Source organism: Desulfosarcina sp., from assembly GCF_055467485.1.
Map to the genome: position 1 here is coordinate 1 of NZ_JBUOIV010000118.1, position 6,136 is coordinate 6,136.

5 protein-coding genes and 1 pseudogene are annotated in these 6,136 nt (G+C 58.1%); 2 read left to right on the forward strand and 4 right to left on the reverse strand.

From position 1 onward, the window contains the following. Window positions 1-396, reverse strand: a pseudogene (locus ACZCED_RS24605) (TRAP transporter permease); the annotation flags it as partial. A gap of 89 nt (window positions 397-485) precedes the next feature. After that, window positions 486-1,460, reverse strand: a complete 975-nt coding sequence (locus tag ACZCED_RS24610; RefSeq protein WP_464862078.1) for a TAXI family TRAP transporter solute-binding subunit — start codon at window positions 1,458-1,460, stop codon at window positions 486-488. A gap of 350 nt (window positions 1,461-1,810) precedes the next feature. Here ACZCED_RS24610 and ACZCED_RS24615 point away from each other — a divergent pair, with 350 nt between their 5' ends. Continuing rightward, window positions 1,811-2,719, forward strand: a complete 909-nt coding sequence (locus tag ACZCED_RS24615) for a DMT family transporter (protein ID WP_464862079.1) — start codon at window positions 1,811-1,813, stop codon at window positions 2,717-2,719. Here the strand turns inward: ACZCED_RS24615 and ACZCED_RS24620 are convergent. Next, window positions 2,716-3,438, reverse strand: a complete 723-nt coding sequence (locus ACZCED_RS24620) for a dienelactone hydrolase family protein (RefSeq protein ID WP_464862080.1) — start codon at window positions 3,436-3,438, stop codon at window positions 2,716-2,718. The two genes, ACZCED_RS24615 and ACZCED_RS24620, sit on opposite strands and share 4 nt — an antisense overlap. Window positions 3,439-3,869: 431 nt before the next feature. Between ACZCED_RS24620 and ACZCED_RS24625 the strand changes: the two genes are divergently transcribed. After that, window positions 3,870-4,757 carry a M20 family metallopeptidase gene (locus ACZCED_RS24625; RefSeq protein ID WP_464862081.1) on the forward strand — a complete coding sequence of 296 codons (888 nt, stop codon included), beginning with the start codon at window positions 3,870-3,872 and terminating at the stop codon, window positions 4,755-4,757. Between the two features lie 50 nt (window positions 4,758-4,807). On the opposite strand, the gene ACZCED_RS24630 is transcribed toward ACZCED_RS24625, so the two are convergent. Then, a partial coding sequence (locus tag ACZCED_RS24630) for a sodium/glutamate symporter family protein (protein WP_464862082.1) occupies window positions 4,808-6,136 on the reverse strand: 1,329 nt, incomplete at its 5' end.

Consider the following 6,136-nt stretch of genomic DNA (forward strand, 5'->3'; position numbering starts at 1 on the left):
TACGCCATATAAAATCATCACCGCGCCGATGATCACGAAGGCGTTTCCCACCACCCGCCGGGCCAGTTCGATACCGATCAGCACGCCGACCACCGCAACGGTCTTGTCCATCGCGTTTTCCGCGCCTGTCCGGTAGTTGATCGCTTCGAAGTTGAGGATCCAGTAGCCGATGCAGATGATGGAGAGCAGGATCAGTATGTAATCCACCACCCGCATCACCTTTGATTTGGATTGGTACAGCAGAAACACCAGTACATAGGTGATGATGACGTAAATGCCCCGGTGGTACTGGGTGGATGCCGGCTGGACCACGGCAGCATAAGAGTAAAACAACACCAGCAGTACCGAAAGGACATCGAAAACAATCTGTTCGTATCGCTTCAATTGATCATACACGGCGGCCCCTGCCTTGTTGATAGGAGTTTATTCTGCAAGCATTTGAAAAGGGGCCGCGGCTTAAACCGTCGGCCCCATATTGGCTGGGTTTATTTCAATATGCCTTTTTCTTTCCAGAACTTCTCGGCACCCGGATGCAGCGGGGTGACGATACCGGTGATGCCTGATTCGATGCTCATGGCTTTGGCGGTCTTCTTCACGTTGACCATGTGGGCCAGTCCTTCAGGGGTATAGATCTTGGAAAGCAGCGTGTAGACTACGTCCGCGGGAACGTCTTTGTTGGCCACCCACAGGGCGGAGTCCTGAAAGGAGGGAACGTCAGCGTCCACACCCTTGTATGTGCCGGCAGGAATTTTCAATTTGGCAAAGTAAGGATATTTGGCATAAAACCCGCTGGCTTCGGCTTCGGCATTCAGGTCGATCATTTCGATGTCGTTCTGCTGGGCGGCCATGACCACCGCCCCGCTGGGAAAAGCGGTGAACAGCCAGAAGGCGTCCAGTTGATTGTTGCCGAAAGCGGCGGCGGCATCATTGTAGCCCATGGCGTTTCGTTCGATCTTGTCCCAGATGCCCATGTGGGTGAAAAACAGTTCGCAGTTGGCAAAGGCACCGGAACCGGCGTTGCCTACACCCACTTTTTTGCCCTCGAGGTCTTTCACTGTTTTTATCCCGCCTCCTTTTTTCACGACCAGCTGAGCGGGTGCACCATAAAAGTATGAAACCGCCATCACTTTTTCATACTTCGCCGGATCGTTTTTCATCCGACCGTTAAGGCCCAGGTAAACATGTCCGGAATAAACCACGCCAAAGGCATAGGCTCCTGAATCGACTTTTCGCATGTTCTCCACGCTGCCGCCCGAGGCACCGGCCAACACCCTGAACTCCTTGATGTCTTTTACCGGCGGATAGGTGGAGATGCCACCGGCCATGAACTGGAAGGTTCCACCAGCGGGACCGCCACCGAACTTGTAAATGGTTTTGGCATTGGCATCGGCCGAAAAGCTCATCGTCATCATCAGAACTGCGCAAACACCAATTGCAACGGTAAAAAGTTTGTTCCTCATTCGTTCCTCCTGCTGGTTGAGTGGGGTTATCCGCGGCGGCCAGAAGCGTTTGCGCCACAGAGCGTCACAAATCTTTTCGCATGGCTTGCAGGCTAACAAGGCAGATGGATACGGTCAATTGGGAGATTTCTGATAATCGTGTAATACTTTTTCTTACAAAAACGTCCCAGGAAAGATCACGGGCCGCCATGGTCACCGTCATCGCTGCACCCGTGGCTTAACGGTTGCATATCGGTGGGCGCTGCTGCTAAGTACCGGAATCGGCGCGCCCCACAGTGAGCAGGAAGAACGATTCCGGTCGGCTCGCTGTCGCGGGATCCGGTCACCCCAGTTTTGAAAGAAAAGGCGTCATGCGCGTTGACAAGGCCCGGTCGTTCAACCATCCCATGTTGGGAACCACTTTCGGGGCCATGATGATCAGTTTCTCCGCGGTTTGGGTAAAACTGGCCCAGGTCACGCCTACGGCTTCCGCTTTCTATCGGGTTTTTTTTGGCGGCATTTTCTTGATGGCCATCCTGATGGCCCGCCGAGAAAAGCTCTGGCAGGGATGGCCTTGCATGCGGCTGTCGCTGCTCGCCGCCGTATTCTTTGCCCTGGACCTGTATACCTGGCACCGCAGCATTGCCCATGTGGGACCTGGACTGGCCACCATTTTGGGAAACTTCGAGGTGTTTCTGGTACCGGCGGTTGGCGCCTTGCTGTTCAGGGAACGGCTGAGCCTGCGGTTTATCCTGTCCGTTCCCCTGGCGGTAGCGGGGTTGTTCATGATCGTGGGCATTCGCTGGGAGCAACTGAGCCCTGACTATCGTGCAGGCATTTATTATGGCCTATCCACGGCCCTCTTTTACACCGGGTTCTTGATCGTCCTGCGCAAACTTCAATCCCATGCATCCAAACCGTCGGCGGCCCTCAGCCTGATGGTGGTCTCCTTTTCGACGGCCATCTACCTTGCCCTGGAAATGATCCGGACCGGTGACACGTTTGCCATCCCCGACCTTCAAAGCGGTCTTTCGCTGGTGGCTCTCGGCCTGATGTGCCAGGCTGTGGGGTGGCTCTTGATCACCCACTCCTTGCCCCGGATTCCCGCCGCCGTCGCCGGGTTGATCCTGTTGCTTCAGCCGTCACTTTCTTTTGTCTGGGATGTCATTTTCTTTAACCGGCCCACCTCGACCACGGCGTGGGCCGGCGTTGTCATTGCCCTTTCAGCCATCTACCTGGGCGCCACCAGCGGCCGGAAGGTATCCTCAACGTCAGCCTAATCCGCCAGCACTTCCGCGAGAAAAGCCGCCAGGGCCGTCCACGAACGTTCATCATGCCGGCGGCTGTACCGGTTCCACGGGTCGTTGCCGCCATCCATCCACCGGTTGCAGAACCCGTGCCCGGCGTCGACATAAGTAACCACCCGGCTGTCGGCGTGCACAGCCGCCATCTCCTGGCAGTAATCCGCCAGCGACGACATGGGAACCACCGGGTCGTGGATACCGTGAAACACCAGCAGTTTTGCCTGGAGGACTCCGGGCAGTGCCGGTAAGGGCGTATCCAGATAACCGTAGAGACTGACCGCCCCCTTCAGCGCTGCACCGGACCGGGCCAGTTCCAGCGCCGCGCATCCACCCAGAGAGTAGCCCACCGCGGCGATCTTATCCGCTTCAACCCGGGATAGGCCCCTCATGCAGTCCAGCGCCGCCCGGGCCCGTCGCCGCAGCGCCTGCCGGTCGTCCCGCAGCGGCCGCGAACAGTCCAGCGCCGATTGGTCGTCGGCGGGCCTGACACCCCGGCCATACAGGTCCGCGGCCATGACCACATAACCCAGGGTGGCAAGCTTCTCCAGGTGCCTGTCCAGATAAACGCCCAGGCCCATGTACTCGTGGAACACCACCACGCCCGGAGCCGGGTTGCGGCAGCGGTTGGTATAAACCAGCCAGCCCTCCAGAACATGGGTTTCATCGCGGTATTCAATCGTCTCTTTGATCGGCATGCACACCTCCCGCCATTCGATCGGTCAACATGGTCTATCCCGTCCACGTGGACCCAAAGCAATCGTTTACTTTCAATTCGGATATGCGCTAAAATGAATGAATCGAGATTGGCAGGAACCCCGGCAGTCCGACCATTCCCGACGGCTTTCCCCAGGGAGGCTTAAACCATCATGGCCAGTTCCAATCAAGGAGGATACCCATCGAAACCGCTGCTGAACAATCATCTGCAATCGTACGGGAGATCGTCGACCTGACCAAGGATCTGATCCGCTTTAAATCCACCGACACCCGACCGGAAGAAATCCATAAGTGCGCCCGTTTCATTGAAACGTGGTTCAAGGGCCACGACATTGCCTGCACCGTCGTCAAGAACGGCGGCGTTCCGTCGATTCGTGCGCTTCCGGCGAACCGGCAGACCCCGCTCTTACTGATGTCTCATATCGATGTGGTCAACGCAACCGATTCGCTTTTCGAACCCGTTGAAAAGGACGGCAGGCTTTACGGCCGCGGGGCCATCGATGACAAATACGCTGCGGCACTGTCCATGGTGCTGCTGAAAAACCGAATCCAATCCGATCGGCGCAAGGGGTTGGCTGACGGCGTTCAGCCCCTTGGCGTGCTGATCACCGGTGACGAAGAGATCGGCGGATACAATGGTGCCCGCAGCGCCCTTGGCGGAATCGACTGCAGTTTCTGCATCGCCCTGGACGGTGGGCGCGTGGATAAAATCGTGGTCAAGGAAAAGGGAATCTTGCGTCTCAAGGTGGTTGCCAGGGGCAAGACGGCCCACGGGGCGAGGCCCTGGCAGGGGGAAAACGCCATCGAACGGCTGATGGCGGATTGCCTTGTGATCAAGGGTTTCTTCGAAGGGCTTACGGGACCGGAACACTGGCATCGCACCATGAATCTGTCCGTGATCCGCGCCGGCGACTCGGTCAATCAGGTACCGGACAAGGCTGAAGCGACATTCGATATCCGTTATACGGAACATGACGATGTGGACGACCTTGTCCGACGAATCCAGGCGGCCGTCTCCGGCGAGGTGATCACCGAGGAGCGCGAACCCCTGTTTATCAGTCCCGGATCCCCCTACCGGGAGCGGCTGCTGGCCCTGGCCGCGGGCACTCGCACCGGCATTGCCCACGGTGCCAGCGACGCCCGATTCTTGTCCCAGTTCGGCATTCCGGGCATCGTGTGGGGCGCCGACGGCAACAGCAGCCAGCATTCCATGGAGGAGCATGTGGAGATCCAGAGCCTTTCTCGGCTCTACGACCTTCTGGACCGCTTTGTAAGCGATATCCGGGAAAATCCCATATGAGGCGTCCCCCTGAGCGCCAGGCGCTTGACGGGGCCACGGAACGGTGGCCATCATTGCTGCGGTGATCCGGGGTTACCAACCGGGGAGGCGCCGTTGAGCAGCCCCATCAGTTTCATTAGGGTCAGGACGACGGCCATGATCCCGGCAAAAACCAAAATGGCAGCCCACAGCGGCCACCCCCACCACAGGGGACCGTTGACCAGAACCGTGCACCCCCCGACTACCGGTAGGGAAAACACGTTCATCACCGCAAGCTCATAGGCGACCGGGGTTTTGAAGTCCGGATCGACGATGCGCAGCAGCAGCAGTCCACAGGACACCGTGCCGGTGACGACGCCGTATATGGCGGCGGTGCGCTCCAGGCTGTATGCGGAGAGGCGCCGGCCAAAATAAACCACCAGAGCCGTGGTCATGACGCCGTTGACCAGGGCGATGAGGCTGATGGGCAGCAGATAGTCCCAGACGATTTTCAATTCAATGGCTGCCACCGTGGCCACAATTAAAAAATCGACCGACAAGCCGGTAATCCGACGCTGAACACCGGCATCGGCCAGGCCTTGTATGTTGAGCCGCTGCATGGCCCACTTGACCGCCAAGGCAACGCCCAGGCCGAAAAAAAAGAAGAACCCCCATAGCATCCCTGCCGCGTCCGCAGGCAAAAAACCGCCGAGTAGATAGATGATCCCGTAGGTGATGCCATACACCCCACCCACCAGGGCCGATTGAAAAGCCAGTGTTTCCGCATTCCCAGAATGAATGGTCAGCCGGCCGGCTGATTCTGCGGGTTCCTGGCGGTTCAGGATACCGGTAAGAAAATCTCTGGGAAGCTGCCGTGGACCGAAGGTGGCCCGTCCGCTACGGATGCCCCGGTTCACCATAGGAACGCCCACGAAAAAGGCGAAAAAATACCCCACCGCCGCAAAGGTCAATCCAATCGTGGCGGCATCGGCAAAGCCGACGCCCTCCCATACCTTGCCGATGGAAAGGGCCTGCCCCGGCCCCTCGTTGAATCCCAAAGGCACCAGGAATCCGAAGGTGGGAAAAAGCTGAACGCCGAACCATCCCAACAGAATCACCAGCGATCCGCCCAGTATCGCCTGCATGGGAAAGGTCAGTCCCTGCATCAGCGCCATCCAGGCCGGCCCCTTGACCATCTGTTGCTTGACTTGATGCTCACTGCCGGTGTCGTCCCGGGTCAATCCTACCGAAATAAAAGAGATATTGAAAAAATGATAGGCAAACGTTTCGATGGTGGCGGTTTCAAGGCCCAGCACCCCCGTATGCATGAGCACCAGCCCCAATATGCCCCCAATGAGGCAGCTGGGCACCAAAAAGCGCTGAAAGAACCCCATGCGGGCCCGCAGGCCGACGCCCACCAG